Origin of the sequence: Streptomyces sp. NPDC048185 (genome assembly GCF_043202495.1) — a bacterium.
In the GTDB taxonomy this organism is placed as follows: Bacteria; Actinomycetota; Actinomycetes; order Streptomycetales; family Streptomycetaceae; genus Streptomyces.
In genome coordinates this window covers 232,785-254,108 of the sequence record NZ_JBIDAN010000005.1, presented here as the reverse complement: position 1 = coordinate 254,108, position 21,324 = coordinate 232,785, and the positions used below count along the sequence as shown (strand labels likewise).

The window sequence follows — 21,324 nt, the reverse complement described above, 5'->3', positions numbered from 1 at the left end:
GGCGGCAGCCCTCAGAACGCCCACCGCGTGTGGCTGTACACCCCGTCGTCCCGCCCGAAGCCGTACGCCGTGTCCGGCGCCACCGCGAACACCGTCACGTCCCCCCTGCGGCACGCGTCCCCGATCCCGTGGAAGGTGCCCTCGGGTGAGGTGATGTGCCGCCCGTACTTCGCCTCGTACGCCGCGATCACTTCCTCGAGCACCGCCGGGTCGGCAACCGGTTCCGCTCTGCCCTCGACGACGAGGTCGAGCCCCCGGGTGAGCGAGTTCCCCCCGGTGGTCAGCGCGCAGTGGCCGTCATGGGCGAGGTTCCTCGCCTTCTGTTCCCCCGCGCCGGTGGAGAAGTACAGCACTCCCCGGTGCCAGGCGGCGATCACGGGGGTGACGTGCAGCCGCCCGTCGGGCCGCACCGTGGACACCCAGAAGATCTCGGCGGCCTCCAGGTGCCGCTGGGCCTCAGCCCACTCGGTCGCGGTGACGTCCGTGGCACCCGGGCGGGGATGGAGCGCCGAGCTGTAACGGGCGTCGAGCTCGGTCGTGGGCCGCTCGGGGTGGGTTCGTGTCGGCATGGCGGAACTCCTTTCCTCTCCCCCGTATGGACCGGTTCCGCACGCCGGAATCATCGCCGCGGTCCGCGGCTTTCGCGCCGCGGACGACGTCAGGCCCGGCGGGCCAGCAGGTCGTCCAGTTCCGCCTGGAAGAGCCGGGCGGGGTCGAAGCCCATGGCGTCGAAGTGGCCCGCGAGTTCCAGGGAGAGCACCCCGTGCAGACGGGTCCAGAAGGCCAGGGCCTCGTGGAGGACCGCGGCACCGGCGGGATGGCCGCCGTCCCAGGAACGGTGGTCCGCCAGGTGGGTGTCGAACGGTCTCGACGGGCTGTCCCCCGGCAGAGCCGCGAAGGCGTCGAGCAGCATCGCCATCATCTCCGAGGCGACGGCGACCGTCTCCTCGGGCGCGTGATAACCGGGGACGGGGGTGCCGTAGATGAGGAAGTAGCGCTGGGGGTGCTTGAGGGCCCAGCCGCGCAGGGCGTGCGCCAGACCCTCCGGGCCGGCACCGGCGCGGGACGCCTCGCCCAGGGCGTCGGCGAGGCCACGGTACGCGTCCTTGACGAGCTCGGTGATCAGGTCGTCGCGTCCCGCGTAGTAGCGGTAGAGCGCGGGTCCGCTCATGCCGATCTGCTTGGCGATGGCGTTGAGGGACAGTGCGGACGCTCCCGCCGTGGCGATCTGCTCCCAGGCGCGTTCCTTGATCTCCGCCCGCACCTCGGCGCGGTAGCGCTCGCGCGGAGTCTTCGCCCGCGGCTTCTCCATGGCTCGCGCCCTTCCCGTCGAGCTGCGTACACGCTGAAAGTTCCGTTAGAAGCTATCACCGCCGCGGCCGGCCCTTCCGACGCCGTCCCCCCGACAGCCAGGACAACACCTACCTAAGGTCGCAGGCAATTGCCTAAAAGGATTAGGTAGATGCATAATGGCCTTCGGCTGAGGGGAAGGCACGCCATGGTTCGAGCAGGACTGACGCCGGAACGACTGACCCGGGCGGGAGCGGAACTGGCCGACGAGGTCGGCTTCGACCAGGTCACCGTCTCGGCGCTCGCCCGACGCTTCGACGTGAAGGTCGCGAGTCTCTATTCGCACCTGAAGAGCTCTCACGAGCTCAAGACGAGGATCGCCCTGTTCGCCCTGGAGGAACTCGCCGACCGGGTCGCCGCCGCGCTGGCCGGGCGGGCCGGCAGGGACGCCCTGACGGCCTTCGCGGACGCCTACCGCGACTACGCCCGGGAACACCCCGGCCGCTACGCCGCCGCCCGGCTCCGGCTCGACCCCGAGACGGCGGCCGCCAGCGCCGGCGTCCGGCACGCGCAGATGACCCGGGCCATCCTGCGCGGCTACGACCTGACGGAACCGGGCCAGACGCACGCGGTCCGGATGCTGGGCAGCGTCTTCCACGGCTACGTCAGTCTGGAGGCGGCCGGAGGCTTCAGCCACACCGCCGTCGACCCGCAGGAGTCCTGGGCCTGGATGCTGGACTCACTCGACGCCCTACTACGGAGCCAAGGCAATGAGCGATGAGCACTGACCGCGCCACCGACACCGACCACGACTGGGTCACCACACCCGTGACCGCCGGCCTGCTGCGCGGTCACCTCGACGTCGAACGGACCGCGCGAGGTCTGCTGCCGCACCGGCTGCCCGCCAGTGCCCGCCGGCAGATCCCCGACGACCAACTGGCCGTGGCGGAGGCCCAGCCTTCCGGGGTGCGGCTGGTCTTCCGTACCCGGGCGACCGTCGTCGAACTGCTCACCCTGCCCACCAAGCGTGCCTACCAGGGCCTTCCCGCCCCGGCGGACGGCGTCTACGACCTGCTGGTCGACGGCCGCCTCGCCGCCCGGGCCACCGTCGCCGGCGGCAACGTCCGCACGGTCGTCGACATGGCCACCCAGCGCGCCGAACTGCGCGAAGGACCGCCCGGAGCCGCCCGGTTCACCGGTCTGCCCGCACGGGACAAGGACGTCGAGATCTGGCTCCCGCACACGGAGGTCACCGAGCTGATCTCGCTGCGCACCGACGCCCCGGTCGAGGCGGCGCCGGACCGCGGTCGCCGGGTGTGGCTGCACCACGGCAGTTCCATCAGCCACGGCTCCAACGCCGCCCACCCCACCGCCACTTGGCCGGCGCTGGCCGCGAGCCGGGGCGAAGTGGAGCTGGTCAACCTGGGGTTCGGCGGCGGCGCGCTGCTGGACCCGTTCACCGCCCGCGCCATGCGGGACACCCCAGCGGACCTGATCAGCCTCAAGGTCGGGATCAACATCGTCAACGCCGACGCGATGCGCCTGCGCGCCTTCGTCCCCGCGGTGCACGGCTTCCTGGACACCGTCCGCGAGGGGCATCCGGCCACGCCGCTGCTGGTCGTGTCGCCCATCCTGTGCCCGGTCCACGAGGACACCCCCGGCCCCCTCGCCCCCGACTTCGAAGGCGGGACGGTGCGGTTCAAGGCCACGGGCGATCCCGCCGAACGCGCCGCGGGACGCCTGACGCTCAACGTCGTCCGCGACACCCTCGCCCGGATCGTCGAGCAGCGGTCCGACGACCCGCAACTGCACTACCTCGACGGCCGTGAGCTGTACGGCGAGAAGGACTACGCCGAGTTCCCGCTGCCCGACGAGGTCCACCCCGACCCCGCCGGGCACCGCCGCATCGGCGAGAACTTCGCGCGGATCGCGTTCGGGCACGGCGCTCCCTTCGCCGCCACGGCGGGCTGACCGCGTCACGCGTCGCCGGCCCCGCTCGGAGCCACTCGTGGACCGTCGGCCTCGCGACGTGTGCCGGTGCCCCGAAGTGGGGACGGTTCAGGGCGATGTGTTCCTCACCGGGCGCGCGACCGCCCCACCGCCGCCGTCACATCCGCACGTGCGCCGGCCGGCCGCGGAGGGGCCGGACGTCATGACGTCCACCGACACGCCGTACCCGGCGTGCGACGCCGCCTCCTACTGGGAGCCCGTCTGGCAGCGGGGCCGGCGTTACCGGCCGGTCGAGCCGCGGAGGCCGAGGCGATGCGCCGGCATCTCGGTGCCGGCCGCGGCCGGCCGGCCCTCGACATCGGCTGCGGCGACGGAGAGCTCACGGCGCACCTGGACCGGCTCGGCTACCGGGCCACCGGCATCGACTGCTCCCCCACCGCCGTGGCCGCCGCCCACGCACGGAACCCGGGACTCGACCTGCGCGTCATGGACTTCGACGTCGCCGGCCCCGCCCTGCCGCCTCACTCCGCCTTCGCCGTCGTCGCCTGCCGGCTCGTCTACCGCTGGGCCGCCGACAAACCCGCCTTCCTGTCCCGAGTGCGCCGGCTCCTCGCGCCCGGCGGTGTGTTCTGGGTGGTCACCTCCGTGCACGCCGCCGGGCAGGGGCCGCCCAGGGCCTGGGACGCCTGTGCGGCCGACGTGGAACTTCTCACCGCCCGGTGGTCGAGGGTGCGTGTCAGCGAACTCGATCCGTCCTTCCGCTGCTACGCCCTGCGGCCCTGACCGCGCCGTGCCCCACCCCCGATGAAGGAGAGCCGCCCGTGACGACGGACCCCGCCCACGAACAGTGCTGGACCGTCTACGGTCAGCGGCAGCTGGACCACGGATGGTCGCCTCCCGTGCCCGACCGCATCGACTGGGGCTTCTGGCCCGGCGTGGGCCCGGGAGCGGAGGTGCTCGGCGACATCCGGGGCAAGCGGGTCCTCGACGTGGGGTCGGGGCCCGGCCACCACGCCGTCCACCTGGCCCGCGCGTACGGCGCCCTCGTGGACGGCGTCGACCTGTCCCCCACCCAGCACCGGCGCGCGCTCGACGACCACGGCTCGGAGCCCGGTGTCCGCTTCGTGTGCGCGGACGTCGCCGAGCACCTGCGGCGGGAACGGCCGTACGACGCCGCGTACGGGCTGCGCACGTTCGCCTGCATCGACCCCCGTCACCTGCTGCCGGCGCTGCGGGACGGACTGGTCGACGGCGCACCCCTCGTCTTCTCGGCGCTGCACACCGATTCCGACGGACTGGGCCCCTCCGACGAGGTGGTGTCCCGCCGGGAGCTCATCCGGCTGCGGCAGGAGGCGCCCATCCCCACCATGATGTGGGTGCTCACGCCCCGGCTGTGGGAGGAACTGCTGGGCGATCACGGCTTCGAGGTGGAGGGGTGCGAACTCCTCCGCGCCCCGGACCGGGACAACCCCGTCGCTCTGCAGCTGATCCGGGCCCGGCGTCACCGCAAGGTCCCCGGCACCACCCTGTCCAGCCGGCCGCGGACCGACCGGCCGCCCGCGCCCCACGCCGCGATCGGCGTCGGCGCCCTCGTGCTCGGACCGCGCGGCCTTCTGCTGGGCCGGCACCGGCACGGCACATGGGAGCTGCCCGGCGGCACCGTCGAGGCCGGGGAGGACCTGCGGGAGACGGTCGTGCGGGAGCTGGCCGAGGAGACCGGACTGCTCGCCCGCCCCGAGAACGTGACGCTGCTGGGCACGCTCGTCGACCACGTCGGTGACGTGGTGCGCGTCACCGTGGGCGCCGTCGTCGCGGCCTGGCAGGGCGATCCCCGCGACCAGCCGGGCGAGAGCGTGGGCGAGTGGCGCTGGTGGCCGCTGGACGCGCTGCCGCAAGGGCTGTTCGAGTGCAGTGCCCAGATCCTGACCTCCTGGCGCACCGACCTGCCTCCCATCGATCACCCGCCCGCCCATTTCACGCCGTTCGCGGACCCGTCCTCGCTCCCCGCGCGGCCCGCCGGGACGGGCTGACCCGAACCCCGGCCCGGGGACCCCGTCCGGCCGGACGGCGCGTCGGCGAAGATGGTCAGCGTCAACCGTCCACGCCAGCGAGGAGTCTTCGCGCAGATGGCTACTTCCGCCCCCGGCCCGAAGCCGCCGACCATCGCCGACGTCGCACGCGTCGCCGGTGTGTCGCGCACGACCGTGTCGCACGCCCTGAACGGGCTCGGCAAGGTCGACCCCCGGACACGGGAGCGCGTCAGGAAGGCCGCGGCGGACCTCGGCTACCGCCCCAACCTCCGGGCGCAGCGGCTGCGGCGCGGACAGGCGAAGGCCATCGCACTGGCCTCCTCCATGCCGTTCGCGGTGGCGGGCGGGCCGTCCCGCCTCGGGTTCTACATGGAGGTCGCGGCGGCGGCCGCGGAGAGCGCCCTCCTGCACGACTACGCGCTCGTCCTCGTGCCGCCCGTCCAGTCCGGTTCCGCGCTGTACTCCGTCGACATCGACGGGGCCATCGTGGTCGAGCCCGAGGTGGACGACGCCGCGGCCGCCCAGCTGCGCGAACGCGGGCTGCCGTATGTGGCGCTCGGCAGGCCGGTGTCGCCGGACGAGGACGCCCCGTACGTGGACCTGCACGGCGATCTGGTGGCGGAACTGCTGCTCGCGCACCTGCACGAGCGGGGTGCCGTGCGGCCGGCGCTGATCGTCGGCTCCGGTACGCGGCACTCGTCCGTCGACGCGCTCGCCGCCTACGAGCGGATCGCCGAGCGGCACGGCTGGACGCCGGTCGTGGCGAGGGTGCCCGAGTCGGGCGGCGAAGAGGCGGGCTACGAGCGGTGCGCCGCCCTGCTCGCCGAGCACCCGGACGTCGACGCCGTCTGCGCGCTGGTCGACGCCTTCGCGGTGGGCGCGGTCCGGGCGATCCGGGACAGCGGGCGCAGGGTGCCGGACGACGTCATGGTCGTCACCCGCTACGACGGTCTGCGGGCCCGTACCTGCGAGCCGCCCCTGACAGCGGTCGACCTGCACCTGGACCGGGCGGCGTCCGACGCGGTGGAGCTGCTGCTGGCACGACTGCGCGGGGACACCGCCACCCCGTCGGTGACAGTGTCCCCGCGGCCGCGGGTGATCGAGCGGGCCTCGTCGGCACGGGCTGCCCGCACCTGAAGTCCGGTACGGTCCGCCCCGAGCCGGTCCGGTACGAGGCTTCCCCAGCCCGTCCGATACGAGGCCTCCCGAGCTGGTCCGGGTACGAGGCCTCCCGAGCTGGTCCGGTACGGGCCGTTCCGAGCGGGTCCGGTACCGGCCATCCACAGCCGGCCCGGCACAGACCCGTCCGGAGCCGGCTCCGGTGTGCGGCATACGGAGCGGTCCGGCACAGGCCGGCCGGAGCCGGACCGGCACAGGTCGTCCCGAGCCGGTCAAGTGCGGGCCGTCCACAGCCGGCCCGGTACAAGCCGTCCGGAGTCCGTCCGGGGGCCGGCCCGTGGGGGTCCGTCAGACCCCGAGCATCAGGACCAGTCCGGAGACCAGCGCGAAGACCAGCACGAACAGGCGCATCTTGCGCGCGTCCAGACGATGGTGCACCAGTCGGCTCAGCCAGGCGCCCACGGCGATCGCCGGCAGCAGCAGGGTCGCCTGGCCCAGCTCCGCGGCCTGCGCCTTGCCCGTCGCGAACAGCAGTACCAGGGAGGCGACTTCCCCCACCAGGAAGCACGCGGCGACGGTGGAGCGCAGCTCGGCGGGCGGCCGGTGCTGGTAGACCAGCGCGAGCGGCGGACCGCCGACGCCGGTCGCGGTCTCCGTGAGCCCGGTGACGGCGCCCGCGCCGACGTACGCGACCCGCCCGGGCGCGAACGCGGGCGCGGTCAGGCTGACGACGGCCGCGAGCACGGTGGCCACGCCGACGAAGAGACCGAGACTGCGTTCCGGGATCAGCCACAGCAGCGCCAGCCCGGCCGGGGTGGCGGCGAGCCGCGCCCCGGTGATCCAGCCGGCGCCGCGCAGGTCGAGCGACGCGCGTTCGCGCCAGGCGACGTACAGGTTGAGCGGGATCATCGATGCCAGGACGAAGACCGGGACCAGTCCGGGGTCGACGATTCCGGCCACGGGCGCGACGATCAGCGCGAAGCCCAGCCCGCTGCTGCCCTGGACGAAGGCGGCGACGGCCACTGTCACGCCGAGGACCGCCAGCACTTCCGTACTCACTGTGCCGTGCTCCGCCCCTGAGACATGCCCAGCGCCCGTGACGCCGTGGACGTGGGGTGCACCCGGGTGACGTCGGCCCGGGCCATGGTGGTGCGGGACAGTTCGGCGGCCCGTCTCACCAGTGCGGGCCCGTCCCAGCCGACCGGACTGCCGTGCCACATGCGCAGCCGGCCGGCGACGAAGACGGCGGTGATCTGGTCCCGGTTGCCGCGTCGGACGAGTTCCCAGGGCAGGTCCCAGGAGAGCGCCGTCTCCGGTGTGTCGGCGTCGACGAGGAGGAAGTCGGCCGCCACGCCCGGCGCGACGGTGCCGGTACGCCTGCCTAGACCGACGGCGTCCGCGCCCCCGCGGGTGGCACGGTCCAGCCACGTCCAGCCGGCGCCGCACGACGAGTCGCCGGTCGCCAGCCCGTAGGCCAGCCGCTGGGCGAACTCGGCGGCGTCCGCGAGCCGGAAGCCGTCGCCGCGGGTGCCGTCGGTACCGAGCCCGAAGCGGATGCCGCGTTCGGCCATGGCCGTCGCGGGGGCCACGGCGTTGCCCTTCCACGCGCTGGCCACGGGGTTGTAGCTGACGGCGGTTCCCGTGTCGGCGAGCAGGGTCAGTTCGTGCGGGGTGAGAAGGGTGGCGTGGGCGGCGAGCAGCTGGGGGCCGAGCGCGCCGATGCTGTGCAGGTGTTCGAGGGGGCGCAGTCCGTGCCGTACCAGGGAGCGTTCCACTCCGGCGAGGTGTTCGTTGACGTGGATCTGCACGACGGTCCCGGCCTCGGCGGCCAGCCGGGCGGTGGCGCGCAGGGTGTCTTCGGTGGCGGCCTCGGGGATCGAGACGGCCAGCGAGGGGTGGATCAGGGCGTCACCGGTGTAGCGGGCCAGGTGCTTCTCGGCGTTCTCGAGGACGGCCGGGCCGGTGCCGTCCGGCTCGTCCGCGTCGTTGCAGATCAGCCCGAGGACGCAGCGGATGCCGGCGTCGCGTGCGGCCGACGCGATCACGTCGACGTCGACGTCGGCGCGGGTGCCGGCGTCGGCGACGGTGGTGAACCCGCCGCGCAGCGCTTCGAGTGCCGCCAGTTTGGCCGCCGTGTAGGCGGACTCCTCGTCCAGCGCGCCCTCCAGCGGCACCCAGACCCGGCGGAAGATCTCGGAGGGCTCCCCGAAGGCGAGGGCCGAGCCGAAGCTCTGGGTGAGGTGGTGGTGGGCGTCGACGAAACCGGGCATCAGCAGGTGGCCGGGCAGCCGTACGGTCCGCGGCAGCGGGTACGCGCGCTCCAGCTCGGCAGCCGGTCCGACGGCCTCGAAGCGGCCGTCGTCGACCAGGACCGCCCAGCCGTCGGCGGGGCCTTCCGGCAGCAGGACCGCGCCGGGCAGGAGGAGCAGCGGGCCGGGGTGGGCGAGGGCGTCACGGTCGGGTGGGTTCATCGGTCGCTTCCTGTGCGTGCGGAGGTCAGGCGGGCGGTGACGCCGGGCCTGACGTGGTGGAAAAGGATGTTGAGGACGGCGGCGGCGAACGTGCCGACGGCGACGCCGCTCTCGAGGAGGATGCGGACGTTGGCCGGGAAGCCGCCGTACACGCCGGGGACGAGGATGGGCAGCAGTCCCAGGGCGAGGGCGACGGCGCAGACGAAGGTGCTGGTGTGCCGGTCCAGGTCGGAGCGTCCGAGCATCTGGATGCCGAGCACGGTGATGACGCCGAAGACGATCATGGCGGTGCCGCCGACGACGGCGGTCGGGATCACGCTGATCGCGCGGGTGACGGGGGCGAGGAAACCGATGACGATGAGCACGACGCCGGCCGCGGCGGTGACGAACCGGCTGCGGACTCCGGTGACGCGGACGATCCCGATGTTCTCCCCGCTGGTGACCATGAGCGGCAGGCCGAAGAACCCGCCGAAGAGCGAGGTGAGCGCGTCCCCGCGGACGGTCTTCGGCACGTCGGTCCGCTTGTCGATCTCCTTGCCGACGGCCTCGGCGTTGATGACGGTCTGGCCGGTCGCCTCGGCCATGGAGGCCAGGCTGTAGAGCATCAGGGGCAGTGCGGCGACGAGGTTGAACTGGGGTGAGCCGAAGGGCATCAGGTGCGGCAGGTTCACCAGGCTGCCGCCTGCCAGGCCGCTCCCGTCGAGCGCGCCGGTCGCGGCGGCGAGCGCGGTGCCGGCGAGCAGGCCGAGCATCACGGCGAGTTGGCGCACGACGCCGCTGAAAAACAGGTAGAAGGCGACGGTGAACCCGATCGTCGCCATGCCGAGCCCGAGGTCGGCGGGGTCGGCGAAGCCCGGCGAGCCGGGCTGTCCGGTGACGAGGACCGCGCCGACCTTCACCAGGTTGACGCCGACGATGACGATCATGGTGCCGATCACGAGGGCGGGGAAGTACCTGAGCAGCCGGGAGAAGACCGGCAGGACGACGAAGGTGAACGCCGCCGTGAGGACCACCGCGCCGGTGGCGGTGCGCAGGCCGTGCTGTTCGGCGATCGCGAGGAACAGGATGAGCGGTGCCCCGCCCGGCAGCATCACGAACGGCAGCCGCGGTCCGAACTTCCAGACGCCGAGCGACTGGATGAGGGAGCCCACGCCGGAGAGCACGAAGGCGGCGGAGAGCAGATCGACGGTGAGACCGGCGTCGAGCCGGAGGGTGGCGCTCATGAGGAAGATCGCCGAGATGGGGGTGGCGGCCATGACGAGGACGTGCTGGATGCCGAAGAGCAGGATCCGGCCCAGGGGGCGCGCCTCGTCCACGGGGTGCACGGCGGGCCGGGCGGGAACCTCGGCGCGGTCGGGCTCACCCTGCGTGCGGTCGGGGCGGACGGCCTTCTCGGCCTCGGAGTGGTGGCCGGCCGTCCCGGCGGAGGCGACGGCGGGGCCGGCTGACGGCTGGGCGGCCGCTTCGCGGCCGGGGGTCGGTGAGGCTCCGGCCGGGGGCCGGGTCTGGCGGGGACTGGACACGTTCGGGCTCCGTTCGGGCATACGGGCACGCTCGGATTTCAGCCGCGATCCGGCCCTGGACGGAGAGCCAAATCGATTTGGCCAAATCGATTTGGCCGTCAGTATGTGTCCCCTCGGACCGGCCGTCAAGGTGACGGTGCCCCGGCCGTCCGGCGGGGCGCTCCCGGAACACAGGACCGCCGCGCACCGTGGAGTACGGCGCGCGGCGGACGTGTCGGCTCGGGTGTCCCGCTGTCACACCCGCTGCGCGTGGTTCGCGCCGACGGGTTCCGTCGCGAGGGCTCCCGCCACGATGCGGGACCGGCTGTGCAGGCGCAGCGAGACGGCGACGAGGCCGATCGCGACCGCCGTCATCGCCGCGCCGGCCCAGGCCGTGGAGGCGTAGCCGAGACCCGCGTCGATCACCGTGCCGCCGAGCCAGGGGCCGCCGGTGTTGCCGAGGTTGAACGCGGCGGTCGTGGTGGCGCCGGCGAGCGTGGGCGCGGCACCGGCCACGTTGAACATGCGGGCGTTGAGGGCCGGGGCGGTGTAGAAGGCGGAGACGCCCAGCAGGAACGACAGGGTGATCGCGACGGCGGGGCTGGAGGCGAACAGTGCCAGAGCCGCCAGCAGCACGGTCGACGCGGTGATGCCGGAGAGCAGCACGCCGAACAGATGGGCGTCGGCGACGCGTCCGCCGATCGTCGTGCCGACCAGCGCGCCGATGCCGAACAGGGCCAGCACGGTCGGCACCCAGCCGTCCGCCAGGCCGGCCACATCGGTGAGCAGCGGGGCGAGGTAGGAGAAGGCGCAGAACACGCCGCCCGCCGCGAGGGCGGTCACCACGATGGAGAGCCACACCTGACGGTCGCGATAGATGGCCAGTTCGCCCTTGAGCCTCGGCCGCTGCTCGGGCACCGGGATACGGGGGATCTTCGTCACCACACCGACGAGGGCGATCGCGGACGCCGCGCCCACGGCCCAGAACGCGGAGCGCCACCCCAGGTGCTCACCGAGGAACGCGCCCGCCGGGACGCCGAGGACGTTCGCGATCGACAGTCCGCCGATCATCACCGCCATCGCCCGGGCCCGCGACGTCTGGGGCACCATCGCGATCGCGACGGCCGCCCCCACGGCCCAGAACCCCGCGCACGCCAGTGCGCTGACGACGCGTGAGACGAAGAGGACCTCGTACGTCGGTGCCAGCGCACCCGCGACCTGGCCGAGGCCGAAGACCGAGATCAGGGCGACCAGGGTGGTCTTCCGCGGCAGCCGCAGCGTCGCGACGGCGAGCAGGGGGGCGCCGATCACCATGCCGATCGCGAACGCCGATATCAGCAGTCCGGCCTGGGGGATGGACACGTTCATGTCGTCGGCGATGGGCGGCAACAACCCGGAGAGCATGAACTCACTGGTGCCGAGGGCGAATACGGAGAGGCCGAGGATGTAGACGGCGAGTGGCATGCGGGGCACCGCGGGCCGCTTGGTGGAGTCGGGCATGACAGGTGCCAACGACGCTCTTCGTCCTGTCATTCCCGCGCGGTCCGTGGTCTCAGGATGCGGTCGGACCGCCCTGCACACCGGCGCGGATCGCGGTGGCGTGGCTCGAGGAGCGGCTGCGTGAAAGGCGCGGAGGGCGAGGCCGTGCGGCGTCGCCCTCCCCGGTGTGCCCGCCGAGCGACGAGCACGAGACGGCTCAGGCCGGGTGATCCGGCTGCTGCTCGGGAGGCGTGCCGCCCCCTTCTCCTCCGCCCTTGTCGCCGCGGTCCGTGCCATGTGCACGGCCACCGCTCCCCCGGGCGGGCTGTGCCGCCTTGCGGGCCTCGCTGTCCTGCGGTGTGCCCGCTCCCTTGTCACTGCGCCGCAGCTCCGGCTCTTGCGGGTTCGACATCGGCTCTCCTCCTTGCGCCGCTCACGAACCGAGAACATCTGCCGACCGCACGGGTGACTCCCCGTCCCCGTCCGAAACGCCCGGTGGAGCATGGCCGGCGCGCCGCTGGCGCTGGTGGACATGAAGCGGCAGGAGAAGGCCGTGGACGGCATCAGCCGGTCCACCCTGTTGCTGGTGGCGGGCATGATGACGTACATCGCCATGCTGGAGAAGGCCGGCATCATCGAGAAGCTCTCCGAGCACGCCGCTGATCTCGGCGCCCCGCTCGTCGTCGCCCTGGTGCTCTGCTTCACCGTGGCGATCACCTCGGCCTTCGCCTCCTCCACGGCCATCCTGACCGCGATTATCCCCCTCGCCGTGCCCCTGCTGCTCTCCAGCCACCTCAGCGCGCCCGGACTGATCGCAGCCCTCGCGGTGTCCACCACGATCGTCGACACCTCCCCCTTCTCCACCAACGGCGCGCTGGTCCTCGGCAATGTGCGCGGTGTGGACACCCGTCGCTTCTACCGACAGGTGATGGGCTGCACCGGCGGAATCGTCGCGATCGGTCCGGTCGTGGCGTGGGGAGCCCTCGTCCTTCCCCGGTCCTGATCCGGCCGGTCGGAGCATCCGCGCGGGCACGGGCACGCCGGTGCCCGCGCGGATGCTCCGCGGACGGTGGGGGGTGCGGCGGGCCGCCGCCGCGGGCGCGCGCCGTGGACCGCTCGCGCGCATGATGGGAGGAGGACATGCCGGCTCGGTGGCGTCCGGCCGCCTCGGGACGGGGCGCACCGATGCGACGCGACCTGCCGGGAGGCAGTGATGGAGCACTCCGGGGGCCGACGCGGCGACTCCTCCGCGCGAGGTGAGGGACGGGCCGCCGCGCATGTGGCTCTCGCCGTCAACGGCATGGGCAGTTTCACCTGGGACGTGCCCGGTGGGGTCGTGCACTACGACGATGCCGCCCTGGACGTGATGGGCTTCCGCCCGGGCGAGTTCGACGGCCGGCTGAGCACGCTCGGCGAGCGGATGGTCCCCGCTGAAGTGCCCGCGGTCCGGGCGCGCGTGGACCGGGCCCTGGAGGACCGGTCCGGGTTCAGTCTGTACTTCCGCGTCCGCCATCCCGGTGGCTGGCTGCGCTGGACGCACACCCAGGGGCACGTGGTGTGCGACGCCCAGCGGCGCCCTCTGCAGGTGATCGGCATCGTGCGGGACGCCAGCCAGGAGCTGCGGGCCATCGACCAGACCGAACGGCTGCACCAGGCCAGGCGGGACCGGCGCAGGCAGGCCGACATCGTCGCTCACCTCAGTGACGCGCTCATGCCGACCGTCACCGTGGACGACCTGGCGGAGGCTCTCACCTCGACCCGGCTGCTCGAACGGCTGGGCGCCTCGAGCATCGTCCTCGGGCTGGTCGACAACGGGCGGATGGAGCTGATCGGTTCGAACGGTCTGAGCCAGGAGCTCGTCCGCGACTTCCATCTGTCCCGGCTCGACCAGCAGCTGCCGCTCACCGAGGCGGTGCGCACCCGCGAGCCCGTGTTCATCACCGACCGCGAGGAGCTGGCCGCGCGCTACCCGGCGCTGGTGCCGTACCTGAGGATGTTCTCCCGGGCGACGGCCGCCGTGTACCAGCCCTTGATCGCTCACGACACACCGATCGGCGCCCTCGGCCTCACCTTCGACGGCAAGGGGTCGTTCACGCACGACGAGCGGACGGTCCTGAACGCCCTGGGCAAGGTGGTCGCGCAGTCGTTGCAGCGGGCCCTGCTGTACGACAGGGAGCACGAGCTGGCCGCCGGACTGCAGACCGCGATGCTTCCGGGCCACATGCCGCCGACGCCCGGCCTGGTCTCCGCCACCCGTTACCGCCCGGCGAGCGCCCGCGGCGGGATCGGGGGCGACTGGTACGACGCGCTCACCCTTCCGGACGGCCGGGTCGTCGCCGTCGTCGGCGACGTGCAGGGTCACGACGTGACGGCCGCCGCCGTGATGGGCCAACTCCGCATCGCCCTGAGGGCCTACGCGGCCGAGGGGCACCCTCCGACGACGGTCGTGTCGCGCGCCTCCGCGTTCCTCACCGAGCTGGACACCGACCGTTTCGCCACCTGCCTCCTCGTGCAGATCGATCCGCGCACCGGACGTACCGTGATCGTCCGTGCCGGTCATCTGGGTCCCGTGCTGCGGCGTCCGGACGGCTCCTGCACCTGGCTGGACACCCCCGGGGGCCTGCCGCTCGGTCTGACGTCCCCGGGGTCGCGGCCCGGCCACCCCGCGTCCGAGACGGTGCTGGGCGCCGGTTCCACGCTCCTGCTGTGCACGGACGGGCTGGTCGAGTCGCGCACCGCCGACATCGGCGAGGGCTGCGACAGACTGCTCGATGCCGTCGCCGCCGGCCCCGTGGAGCCGGACGACCTCGCCGACCACGTGCTGAGCTCCATGGGCGCCCACACGGGGGAGGACGACGACGTGGCGCTGCTGATCATGCGCCGCGACCGCCGGGCGTCCCGGGCCAGCGAGCGGCTGGAGGTCGCCATCAGGTCCTTCGACCCCGACTCCCTGCACGCGGCCCGGCTGGCCCTGCGCACGGCGCTGGCCGACTGGTCGCTGGGCCCCCTCTCGGAGACCGCGGAGCTGCTCGCCTGCGAACTGGCCACCAACGCCCTGGTGCACGCCCGCGGTGACGCGACCCTCACGGTGTCGCCGGTGACCGGCCACGGCCCCGCGGTGCGGCTGGCCGTCGCCGACACGTCGCCGGTCTCGCCTCGGCGCCGGGCCGCGACCGAAGGTTCGACGTCCGGCCGCGGGATGATGCTGATCGAGGAACTGGCCGCCGCCTGGGGGGTGGAGTCGCGGGGCAACGGCAAGACGGTGTGGTGCGAGGTGACCCTGCCGCCGCCCTGACCGGGGCCCCGGTGGGCCGGTCCCGGCGCGGGCGGCGGCCCGGGGTCAGGGCGTGGCGTGGGCGGCCATGACGTGCTTGACCCGCGTGTAGTCGTCGAGCCCGTAGCGGCTGAGGTCGCGGCCGATGCCCGACTGCTTGTAGCCGCCGTGCGGGGTCTCCGCGGGGATGACCTGGTGGCAGTTGAGCCACACGCAGCCGAAGTCGAGTGCGGCGCTCACCCGCATGGCGCGGCCCAGGTCGGCGGTCCAGACGCTGGAGGCGAGGCCGAGGTCGACGCCGCCCGCGAGCGCGACCGCCTCGTCCTCGGTGTCGAAGGGCTGGACGGTCACGACGGGCCCGAAGATCTCGCCCTGGACGGCGTCGTCGTCCTGCCGGACGCCGGAGACGACGGTGGCCGGGAAGAAGTATCCGGGGCGGTCGAGACGGGTGCCGCCGGTCTCGATCCGGGCGTGTGCCGGCAGGCCCGCCATGACGGAGGCGACGCGTTCGGCGTGCGCCGCGCTGTTGAGCGGGCCGTGGAAGACGCCGTCCTCGTCGGGTGCCCCGGCCCGGGTGGACCGGGCCGCCTCCACGAGCGCGACCAGCAGGGGGTCGTGGGCCTCGCGCTGCACCAGTACGCGGGTCACGGCGGTGCAGTCCTGACCCGCGTTGAAGAACGCCGCGTCGGCGAGCGCGCGGGCCGTGCGGACGGGGTCGACATCGGCAAAGACCAGGGCCGGTGCCTTGCCGCCCAGTTCCAGATGGACGTTCTTCACCGCGCGGGCGGCCTCCGCCATGACCTCGGAACCGGCCCGGGTACTGCCGGTGATGGCGACCATGTCGACGTCCGGGTGGGCGACGAGGGCGCGGCCGGTGTCGCGGTCGCCGCAGACGATGTTGACGACGCCGGGCGGGAAGGCCTCCTGGGCCAGTTCGCCGAGCAGGACCGTCGACCACGGTGTGGTGTCCGACGGCTTGAGGACGACGGTGTTCCCGGCGGCGAGGGCGGGGCCCAGCTTCCACACGGCCATCATGAACGGATAGTTCCAGGGGGTGACCTGGGCGACGACGCCGACCGGCTCGCGGCGGACGTAGGAGGTGTGGCCTTCGGCGTACTCCCCCGCGGCGATGCCTTCGAGGACGCGCGCCGCGCCCGCGAAGAAGCGCAACTGGTCGGCTCCGCGCAGGATTTCGAGGGTGCGCGTGGTCCCGCGCGGTTTGCCGGTGGAGCGCACCTCCGCCTCCAGCAGCCGGTCGGCGTGCCGGACCACGAGGTCGGCGAGGTGGAGGAGGGCCGCCTGACGCCGGGCCGGGATGCTGCGGCGCCAGGCGGGCAGGGCGCGGCGGGCGGCGGCCACGGCCGCGTCCACGTCGGCGGCCGACGAGCGGGGTGCGGTGCCGTAGACCTCCTCGGTGGCCGGGTCGGTCAGCTCCATGCGGTGCGCCGTGCCGGCTCCGCGGCCGTCGACGACGTTGTGGAGGGTCAGGTCAGACATGGAGAGCGCTCTCCTTGCGCAGGGAGTCGACGGTGACCCCGGGGGCGAGCCGGCCCTCGGACACCTTCAGCTCGATCAGGGCGGCTCTGCCGCAGGCCAGGGCGCGTTCCAGGGCGGGGCCGAACTCGTCGGTGACCGTGACGGTCTCGCCGTGCGCCCCGAAGGCGCGGGCGTACGCGGCGAAGTCCGGGTTGCCGAGGGCGGTCCCGCTGACCCGGCCGGGGTAGGTCTGCTCCTGGTGCTGGCGGATGGTGCCGTAGACGGAGTTGTTCAGCACGAGGATCAGCGGCGCGGCGCCCTCGGTGACGGCGGTGGCCAGTTCCTGACCGTTCATCAGGAAGCAGCCGTCGCCCGCGACGGAGACGACGCGGCGGCCGGGGTGCACAATGGCGGCGGCGACGGCCGCCGGAATGCCGTAGCCCATGGAGCCGTTGCGCGGGGCGAGTTGGCGGCCGCCCTCGCGGTGGGTCAGGAAGCGCTGGGCCCAGATGGCGTGGTTGCCGGCGCCGAAGGTGACGACGGTGTCCGCGGGCAGGCGGGCGTCGAGGGCGGCGAACACGGCGCCGAGGTCCAGGGGGTCGTCGTCCCGGACGGGTGCGCGGAAGGCCAGGTGTGCGGCGCGGTCCTGCTTGGTGAGGACCGCCCACGGCACCGGCGCGGCGGGCCGCAGGGCGCGCACCGCCTCCCCGAAGGCCTCCGGGGCGGCGAGCAGGGTCAGGGCGGCCGGGTAGAGGACGCCCGGCGGCACGGGCTCGGGCAGCACCTGGACCAGGCGCGGGCCCGAGCCGTCGTGCGGCAGCAGGGTGTAGCCGTCGGTCGCCACGTCGCCGGGCGCCGTGCCGATGCCGATCAGCAGGTCCGCCGTGCGGACCCGCTCGGCCAGCGCGTCGTTGCGGCCATAGCCGAGGTGCCCGGCGTAGCTCTCCGCCTCGTTGTCCATCAGGTCCTGGCAGCGGAAGTCGACGGCGACGGGCAGCGACCAGGCCTCGGCCCATGCGCGTACGGCGGTGCGCGCCCGCGGTGTCCAGCGGCTGCCGCCGAGGAGGACCAGGGGCCGCTCGGCGGCGGCCAGCAGGTCCCGGAACCGGGACAGCTCGGCGGGGGCCACGCCGCCGCCGGGTATCGGCAGCGGGGTGGCGTCGGCGACGTGGACGGTGTCGGTGAGCATGTCCTCGGGCAGGCCGAGGACGACGGGCCCGGGGCGGCCGCTGCTCGCGACGGCGTAGGCGCGGGCGACGTACTCGGGGATCCTGGCCGCGTCGTCGATGGTCTCGACGAGCTTGGCGCTGGCCCCGAAGGTGCCGCGCAGGTCCAGCTCCTGGAAGGCGGCGCGGTCGGTGTGGCCACGGGGCACCAGGCCGATGAAGAGGATCAGCGGGGTGGCGTCCTGGTGGGCGGTGTGCAGGGCGACCAGTGCGTTGGTGGCGCCGGGCCCGCGGGTCGTGAAGCAGATCCCGGGGCGCCCGGTCAGCTTGCCGTGCGCCTCCGCCATGTAGGCGGCACCGCCCTCGTGCCGGCACACCACCATGCGGACGGATGCGTCGTGCAGGGCGTCCAGCGCGGCCAGGTAGCTCTCGCCGGGCACTCCGTACGCGGTGTCGGTGCCGTGGACGGCGAGCTGGTCGATCAGGACCTGTCCGCCGGTGCGGGTAGGGTGGTGCGCTGTCATGCGGGGACCTCGGCGTTCTGGGCGGGGTGGGAGAGGACGGCGTTGCGGCGCAGGAGTGTGCCGGCGGCGAGGGAGCCGGCGACGGTGCAGGCGGCGATGGCGACGAGCAGCAGGGCGGCGCCCCAGGACGCGCCGTCGGCGGCGCCGGTGAGGGAGGTGGCCATGAGCGGCACGAAGCCGGACAGGACGCCCGCGAGGTTGTACGACATGGCGACGGCGCTGTAGCGGAACTCCTCGGGGAACATCCCGGAGACGACGGCGCCGATGGGCGCGTACGGGATGGAGAGCGCCCCGATGCCGAGGGAGACGCCGAGGTGGACCAGGCCGGTCTGGCCGGTGTCGACGAGCCGGAAGGCGGGGAACGCGACGGCCATGGTGACGGCGGCGCCGAGGGTGCAGACCCGCCAGGCGCCGATGCGGTCGGCGAGGCGTCCGGCGAGGACGAGCACGACGATCTCGACGACGGAGCCGATGACGGTGGCGTTGAGCATCGTCTGTTTGTCGATGCCCAGCTCGTCGGTGCCGTAGGAGATGATGAAGGTGCTCATCAGGAAGAAGCCGCCGACGCCGAGGAACGCGGCGCCGACACCGACGATCATGCGGCCCCAGGTGCGGCGGAACGCCTCGACGACCGGTGCCGGCTTGGGTCCGTTGCGCTCGGCGTCCGCCAGCATGGCGCGGAAGGCGGGGGACTCCTCGATGTGCATGCGCAGGTAGAGGGCGAAGCCGAGGAGGGGGAAGGCGACGAGGAACGGCAGACGCCAGCCCCAGGAGTAGAAGGCGTCGTCGGGCAGCAGGCCCACGAGGGCGAAGGCGCCGCTGGAGAGCAGCGTGCCGACGGGTGAGCCGAGCTGCGGGATGGACGAGTAGCTGCCGTGCTTCTCCTTCGGGGTGTGCTCCAGGGTGAGCAGCATCGCCCCGGACCACTCGCCGCCGACGGATATGCCCTGCAGGAAGCGGAGGAGGGACAGCAGAGCCGGTGCCCAGACGCCGATGGTGTCGTAGGTCGGGAGCAGGCCGATGCAGCCGGTGGTGGCGCCCATCATCACGACGGTGATGATCAGGGAGACCTTGCGTCCGTAGCGGTCGCCGATGTGCCCGAAGACGGCGGCGCCGATGGGCCGGGCGACGAAGCCGACGGCGAAGGTGACGAAGGAGGCCAGGGTGCCGACCGTCGGGTCGAGCTCGGGGAAGAAGAGCTTGTTGAAGACGAGCGCGGCGGCGGTGCCGTAGAGGAAGTAGTCGTACCACTCCAGGGCGGTACCGCTGAACGCGGCGGTGAGCAGTCTTCTGATGTCCTTCAGGTCGGGCTCGGGCGGTGTGCTCACGCGTTCTCCTGGGGAGCGGCGGCCTCGGCGGCCGGAGGGGACGGGGGACCGGAGCGTGCGGGGGTGCGGGCGAGGTGGTGCGGGTCGTGGGCGGGGTCGCCGCCGACGACGGTGGCGAGGACGCCGATCGCGCCGATGCGGTCGGCGTCCGTGCGGACGGGGTCGCCGTCCAGGACGGTGAGGTCGGCGAGCTGCCCCGGGACGAGCCGTCCCTTGCGTCCGCCGGAGCCGGTGGCCCGGGCCGAGCCCTCGGTCCAGGCACGCAGCGCGGCCCGGACCGGAACGCGTTCCTCCGGACCATACGGCATGCCTGTCTCGGTCAGCCGGGTGACCATCGACTGGATCGCGGGCAGCGGTGCGCCGGGTGCCACGGGCCGGTCGGAGCTTCCGGGCACGGGCAGTCCGAGGTCGGTGAAGGAGCGCATGCGGTAGGACCAGGCGGTGCGCTCGGGGCCGAGTGCGGCGGCCATGGCGTCGCCGAAAGTGTGCAGGAAGTTGTGCTGCGGCACGGGTATGACGCCCAGCTCGGCGAACCGGGCGAGCTGGTCGGGGCGGACCACCCCGGCGTGCTCGATCCGGTGGCGCACGCCGCGACGGGGGCGCTCCCGGTGGGCACGGGCGAACGCGTCGAGCGCCAGGTCGACGGCCCGGTCGCCGATGGCGTGCGCGGCCACGGACCAGCCGGAGCGGTGGGCGGCGACGACCAGGTCGGTCATGGCGCCGGCGTCGCCCTGGAAGTAGCCGGTGGGCCGCTCCTCGTTGTGGGGGCATCCGCAGAAGGGCTCGGTGACGGCGGCCGTACGCCCGAGCAGCGACCCGTCGAGGAAGATCTTGACGGGGCCGAGGGAGAGCCGGTCGTCACCGAAGCCGGTGCGCATGCCGAGGTCGAGGCCGACCGTGATGTGGTCGTCGGCGTGCGCGGTCAGCGGGTGCAGCACGTCGGAGGCGGTCATGAGCTGGGCGCGGGTGTGCAGCCGTCCGGTGTCGCGGGCCAGCTGGTACGCGGCGAGTTCGACCGGGGTGTGACCGATCCAGCCGCCGCCGATGCCGGCCTCGGTGAAGCTGGTGACGCCCTCGGTCAGATAGTGCCGGGTGGCCGCGTCGACGGCGTCGGCGACGGTCTCCACCGGGTAGGGCAGCACCTGGCGCTGGACGAGGCGCTGCGCGGTCTCCTCCAGCAGGCCGTCGGGGCGGCCGTCGGCGTCGCGGGAGACGACCCCGCCGTCCGGGTCGCGGAAGGCGGCGTCTAGCGCGCCGGCCGCGCGCAGCACGGGGGTGTTGACGACACAGGCGTGCCCGGAGGTGTGCTTGAGCCAGACCGGCCGGCCGCCCGCGGCACGGTCGAGGGCGTCGCGGTGGGGGTACCGGCCGCCGAGCCGGTGGTGGTCGAGTCCGGCGCCGATCACCCAGGCGTCCGGGGCGAGCGTGCCGGCACAGGCGGCCACGGCGGCGTACACCTCGTCCACGGAGCGGGCCGTGGAGACGTCGAGCTGGGTGAGGGTGAGCCCGAACCAGGCGGTGTGGCAGTGGGCGTCGTTGAAGCCGGGCAGGACGGTGGCGCCGCCGGCGTCGAGGACGCGCCGGGCGGGCAGGTCCGCCACGTCCTCGTCGAGACCGACGACGGTGCCGTGCAGCACCCCGAGCAGGCGGGCGGTGGGCCGCTCGGGGTCGAGCGTGCGGATGTGGGCGTTGCGGACGAGGAGGTCCAGTCGCAT

Annotated in this window: 18 protein-coding genes; 7 read left to right on the top strand and 11 right to left on the bottom strand. The window is 73.6% G+C overall.

Features of this window, described 5'->3' with window-relative positions:
* Positions 1-11 precede the first annotated feature (11 nt).
* Positions 12-569 carry a pyridoxamine 5'-phosphate oxidase family protein gene (locus ACGF3H_RS17225; RefSeq protein WP_362498107.1) on the bottom strand — a complete coding sequence of 186 codons (558 nt, stop codon included), beginning with the start codon at positions 567-569 and terminating at the stop codon, positions 12-14.
* A gap of 89 nt (positions 570-658) precedes the next feature.
* Positions 659-1,312 carry a TetR/AcrR family transcriptional regulator gene (locus ACGF3H_RS17220; RefSeq protein WP_362498105.1) on the bottom strand — a complete coding sequence of 218 codons (654 nt, stop codon included), beginning with the start codon at positions 1,310-1,312 and terminating at the stop codon, positions 659-661.
* 186 nt (positions 1,313-1,498) lie between these two features.
* Between ACGF3H_RS17220 and ACGF3H_RS17215 the strand changes: the two genes are divergently transcribed.
* The 5 genes from ACGF3H_RS17215 (at position 1,499) to ACGF3H_RS17195 (ending at position 6,407) form a co-directional block, all read left to right on the top strand.
* Positions 1,499-2,071, top strand: a complete 573-nt coding sequence (locus tag ACGF3H_RS17215; RefSeq protein ID WP_362498102.1) for a TetR/AcrR family transcriptional regulator — start codon at positions 1,499-1,501, stop codon at positions 2,069-2,071.
* Positions 2,068-3,261: a GDSL-type esterase/lipase family protein gene (locus tag ACGF3H_RS17210; protein ID WP_362498101.1), complete on the top strand. Its 1,194-nt coding sequence runs from the start codon at positions 2,068-2,070 to the stop codon at positions 3,259-3,261. Before ACGF3H_RS17215 ends, ACGF3H_RS17210 begins: the two co-directional genes overlap by 4 nt.
* A gap of 291 nt (positions 3,262-3,552) precedes the next feature.
* Complete coding sequence (locus ACGF3H_RS17205) at positions 3,553-4,023, top strand: class I SAM-dependent methyltransferase (protein ID WP_362498098.1); 471 nt, start codon at positions 3,553-3,555, stop codon at positions 4,021-4,023.
* A 38-nt stretch (positions 4,024-4,061) separates the two neighbouring features.
* Complete coding sequence (locus tag ACGF3H_RS17200; protein WP_362498096.1) at positions 4,062-5,270, top strand: bifunctional class I SAM-dependent methyltransferase/NUDIX hydrolase; 1,209 nt, start codon at positions 4,062-4,064, stop codon at positions 5,268-5,270.
* 96 nt (positions 5,271-5,366) lie between these two features.
* Positions 5,367-6,407, top strand: coding sequence for a substrate-binding domain-containing protein (locus ACGF3H_RS17195; RefSeq protein ID WP_362498093.1), 1,041 nt, complete (start codon positions 5,367-5,369; stop codon positions 6,405-6,407).
* Positions 6,408-6,737: 330 nt separating this feature from the next.
* Here the strand turns inward: ACGF3H_RS17195 and ACGF3H_RS17190 are convergent, their stop codons facing one another.
* The 5 genes from ACGF3H_RS17190 to ACGF3H_RS17170 form a co-directional block, all read right to left on the bottom strand.
* The gene (locus ACGF3H_RS17190) at positions 6,738-7,448 is read right to left on the bottom strand and encodes a sulfite exporter TauE/SafE family protein (protein WP_362498090.1); all 711 of its coding nucleotides are present in this window, start codon (positions 7,446-7,448) and stop codon (positions 6,738-6,740) included.
* Positions 7,445-8,860, bottom strand: a complete 1,416-nt coding sequence (locus tag ACGF3H_RS17185) for an amidohydrolase family protein (protein WP_362498087.1) — start codon at positions 8,858-8,860, stop codon at positions 7,445-7,447. The genes ACGF3H_RS17190 and ACGF3H_RS17185 overlap by 4 nt, the downstream gene beginning before the upstream one ends.
* Positions 8,857-10,185 carry a solute carrier family 23 protein gene (locus ACGF3H_RS17180; protein WP_362498203.1) on the bottom strand — a complete coding sequence of 443 codons (1,329 nt, stop codon included), beginning with the start codon at positions 10,183-10,185 and terminating at the stop codon, positions 8,857-8,859. Before ACGF3H_RS17180 ends, ACGF3H_RS17185 begins: the two co-directional genes overlap by 4 nt.
* 432 nt (positions 10,186-10,617) lie before the next feature.
* Positions 10,618-11,826, bottom strand: a complete 1,209-nt coding sequence (locus ACGF3H_RS17175; RefSeq protein ID WP_362498200.1) for a Cmx/CmrA family chloramphenicol efflux MFS transporter — start codon at positions 11,824-11,826, stop codon at positions 10,618-10,620.
* Positions 11,827-12,058: 232 nt separating this feature from the next.
* Positions 12,059-12,253, bottom strand: coding sequence for a hypothetical protein (locus ACGF3H_RS17170; protein ID WP_362498085.1), 195 nt, complete (start codon positions 12,251-12,253; stop codon positions 12,059-12,061).
* A 90-nt stretch (positions 12,254-12,343) separates the two neighbouring features.
* On the opposite strand from ACGF3H_RS17170, the gene ACGF3H_RS17165 reads away from it, so the two are divergent.
* Together ACGF3H_RS17165 and ACGF3H_RS17160 are read left to right on the top strand one after the other, a co-directional pair.
* Positions 12,344-12,844, top strand: a complete 501-nt coding sequence (locus ACGF3H_RS17165) for an SLC13 family permease (protein WP_362498083.1) — start codon at positions 12,344-12,346, stop codon at positions 12,842-12,844.
* A gap of 210 nt (positions 12,845-13,054) precedes the next feature.
* The gene (locus ACGF3H_RS17160; protein WP_362498080.1) at positions 13,055-15,136 is read left to right on the top strand and encodes a SpoIIE family protein phosphatase; all 2,082 of its coding nucleotides are present in this window, start codon (positions 13,055-13,057) and stop codon (positions 15,134-15,136) included.
* A gap of 45 nt (positions 15,137-15,181) precedes the next feature.
* Here ACGF3H_RS17160 and ACGF3H_RS17155 read toward each other — a convergent pair whose 3' ends face one another.
* From ACGF3H_RS17155 to ACGF3H_RS17140, 4 genes are read right to left on the bottom strand one after another with little or no spacing between them, the layout of a single operon-like run.
* Positions 15,182-16,612 (bottom strand): aminobutyraldehyde dehydrogenase, encoded by a 1,431-nt coding sequence (locus ACGF3H_RS17155; protein WP_362498078.1) that lies wholly within the window; start codon positions 16,610-16,612, stop codon positions 15,182-15,184.
* On the bottom strand, positions 16,605-18,281 hold the full coding sequence (locus ACGF3H_RS17150) for a thiamine pyrophosphate-dependent enzyme (protein ID WP_362498076.1): 1,677 nt from the start codon (positions 18,279-18,281) through the stop codon (positions 16,605-16,607). The genes ACGF3H_RS17155 and ACGF3H_RS17150 overlap by 8 nt, the downstream gene beginning before the upstream one ends.
* On the bottom strand, positions 18,278-19,609 hold the full coding sequence (locus tag ACGF3H_RS17145) for an MFS transporter (RefSeq protein ID WP_362498073.1): 1,332 nt from the start codon (positions 19,607-19,609) through the stop codon (positions 18,278-18,280). The genes ACGF3H_RS17150 and ACGF3H_RS17145 overlap by 4 nt, the downstream gene beginning before the upstream one ends.
* Positions 19,606-21,324 carry an amidohydrolase gene (locus ACGF3H_RS17140; RefSeq protein ID WP_362498070.1) on the bottom strand — a complete coding sequence of 573 codons (1,719 nt, stop codon included), beginning with the start codon at positions 21,322-21,324 and terminating at the stop codon, positions 19,606-19,608. The genes ACGF3H_RS17145 and ACGF3H_RS17140 overlap by 4 nt, the downstream gene beginning before the upstream one ends.